Genomic DNA, 2,331 nt, shown 5'->3' with positions numbered 1-2,331 from the left:
AGCTCGTCGGCCGCGCCGCGGCCAAGCGAGCAGCCGACCAGCAGCGACGTCGCCAGTGGCCAGGCTTCGCATCGGTCGACGAGCCCCGTCAGGACGCGTCGCTGCGCGGCGAGCTCCTCAGGCAGCGCCGCAAGCCAGGCGCGTCCCTCCATCGTTAGCGGTCCTCCAACTCGCCCCTATGCATTTCGACCACGTTAGTACCGACCATCTTCGGTCACCTTGCGGACCTTCTCGGCACGGCAGAAGATGCAGTACTCGTGACGCTGGCCGTCGTCGGGCTGGGGAGGATTCTTCATGCTGCAATCGACTGCTTTCGGGAGTTTCGCGCATGCTAAGGATCTCATGACAGTATCGATAGCATGATTGGCCGGATGCACCACGTGGTCCTCGACTGCCCGGACCCGCCTGCCCTCGCCACGTTCTATTCGTCACTGCTGGGACTGCCGGTGACGTATCAGGATGACGACTGGGTCGTGGTCGCGGTGAACGAAACGACTTCCGGCTTGGCATTCCAGCGCGCGCCCGGCAACCGCGCATCGACCTGGCCGGATCCGGAAGTGCCCCAGCAGATCCACCTCGACATCATGGTCGAAGACCCCGCGACTGCAGGCCCGCAGGTGCTTGCGATCGGCGCGGTAAAGCTCGACGGCCAGGATGTCTATGGCGACCCGGCAGGCCACCCGTTCTGCCTTATTCGCCGCCCGCGGTGGGCACCGCCCATTTCTGCGACCCCCTAACCCAAGCCGCGATTTGGCGTCAGACTGAGAAATGTGTCCCTTCAGAAGATGATGATCTCGCTACGAGATGTCTGTCTCACATAACGGTGGTGCGGTACACCCCGCAGCCCCAGTCCCTAGCGATCCGCGTGCCAACCAGCGCGAACGGACCCGCTTGGCCATCATGGAGGGCGCGCGCAAATTGCTGCGCGAAGGCAAAATCCCGTCGGTCGCCGACGCGGCCGAGGTGGCCCGGGTGTCGCGGGCAACTGCCTATCGCTACTTTCCAACGCAGAGCGCGCTGATCCAGGAGGCCGTCCAGACTGGACTCCCAACCACGTGGGAGCCAGACGAGCGACACGCCGATTTGACGGCGTTCGCTGACCGCGTGGAGCGCGCCATAGCGGAGATGCTGACGCTGACGCACGATAACGAGGCCGTTCTCCGCGGCGTCCTGCTCGTATCCCTCCAGCAATGGGCCACGATCCAGGCCGGCGACAAGCTTGAGGAGGAGTCGATCAGACGCGGCACCGGCCGCATCCCCGCGATCCAGGCTGCACTCGCCCCTTACCGGGGCACGCTCAGCCCGGCCGCATTGCGCCGCCTCACGATCGGCCTGTCCCTCATCGTCGGCGCTGAGTCCCTGGTTGTCCTGCGCGACATCTGGGGCCTCGAGGAAACCGAAGCCAAAGAGGTCGCCCGCTGGATCGCGCGCACGCTAACCCAGGCAACCGTCAACGCGATCGAATAAGAGCGGCAGGGCAGTTATCACGGGGCACGGAGCCGGTCCACGAGGGCGTCGGCCTGGGCCAGAGTGATCGGCATGCGGATCTCGGTGATCGGCACGGTCCGGCTCCCGCCTTCGAGGAACACGACCTGGTCGCGCATGCAGCCGCGGAGGTCGGGGTACCGCTGGACGATGGCGGCCTGGTCGTCAGGGGAGGGCTGCCACTGCTGCCGCGCCTGCGCCGTCTTGGCCTCGATCACCGGGGCGATGCGCTCTTCGTAGGCCTTCTGCATCCGCTTGCCGATACCCCGGCCGGCGAACTTGAAGGCCGCCCCAAGCACGGCGCCAGCGATTTCCTGGACCGGGTCGTCAAAGACGCCGTCTATCGTCGGGCCGCGTCGCTGGCTGTTGGGGTAATCCGGTCCTTGGTAGCCAGGAGCTGGGCCTGAGCTTTGGCCTTGGTAAGGCTGGTTGGGGAAGCCTGGTCCCTGGTAACTCTGGTACTGCTGGTCCGAGCTGGTGTCGGGCCTGTCCGAACCCTGATTACCAGGGCTCTGGTAAGGCTGGCTGGGGAAACCTGGTCCCTGGTAACTCTGGTACGGATGATCCGAGCTGGTGTCGGTGCTGTCCGAACTCTGGTTACTGGGGCCCTGGTTACCCGGGTCCTGGTTAGTAGGTGCCTGGTAACCCTGAGCCGGGTAGTCCGGATAGGTTCCCTGAGAGCCCGGGCCCGTTTGCTGGCCCGGATACCCCTGCTGCGTGGCGCCGCCTCGCGCACCGCCGCTCAGCATGTCGAAGAGTTCGGCGACTGTGCGCACGTCGGTGCCGCTGCCGCACTGCGGGCAGACCGACTGCCCCGTCCCGTAATTCACGCCCTCATTGTGCCTT

Annotated in this window: 2 protein-coding genes and 1 pseudogene; 2 read left to right on the top strand and 1 reads right to left on the bottom strand. The window is 65.6% G+C overall.

Features of this window, described 5'->3' with window-relative positions; all coding sequences use genetic code 11:
- The first annotated feature begins 371 nt into the window (after positions 1 to 371).
- Entirely contained in the window at positions 372 to 737 is a 366-nt protein-coding gene (locus WA805_RS09200; protein WP_422284852.1) for a VOC family protein, read from the top strand.
- 154 nt (positions 738 to 891) lie between these two features.
- Positions 892 to 1,467 carry a TetR/AcrR family transcriptional regulator gene (locus WA805_RS09195; RefSeq protein WP_422277952.1) on the top strand — a complete coding sequence of 192 codons (576 nt, stop codon included), beginning with the start codon at positions 892 to 894 and terminating at the stop codon, positions 1,465 to 1,467.
- A gap of 17 nt (positions 1,468 to 1,484) precedes the next feature.
- Here WA805_RS09195 and WA805_RS09190 read toward each other — a convergent pair.
- Positions 1,485 to 2,331: pseudogene (locus tag WA805_RS09190) on the bottom strand (hypothetical protein); the annotation flags it as partial.

The organism is Trebonia sp., from assembly GCF_049794275.1.
Classification (GTDB): domain Bacteria; phylum Actinomycetota; class Actinomycetes; order Streptosporangiales; family Streptosporangiaceae; genus Trebonia.
Note: the sequence above shows the minus strand (reverse complement) of the source record. Positions and strands in the feature narration are given on the sequence as shown.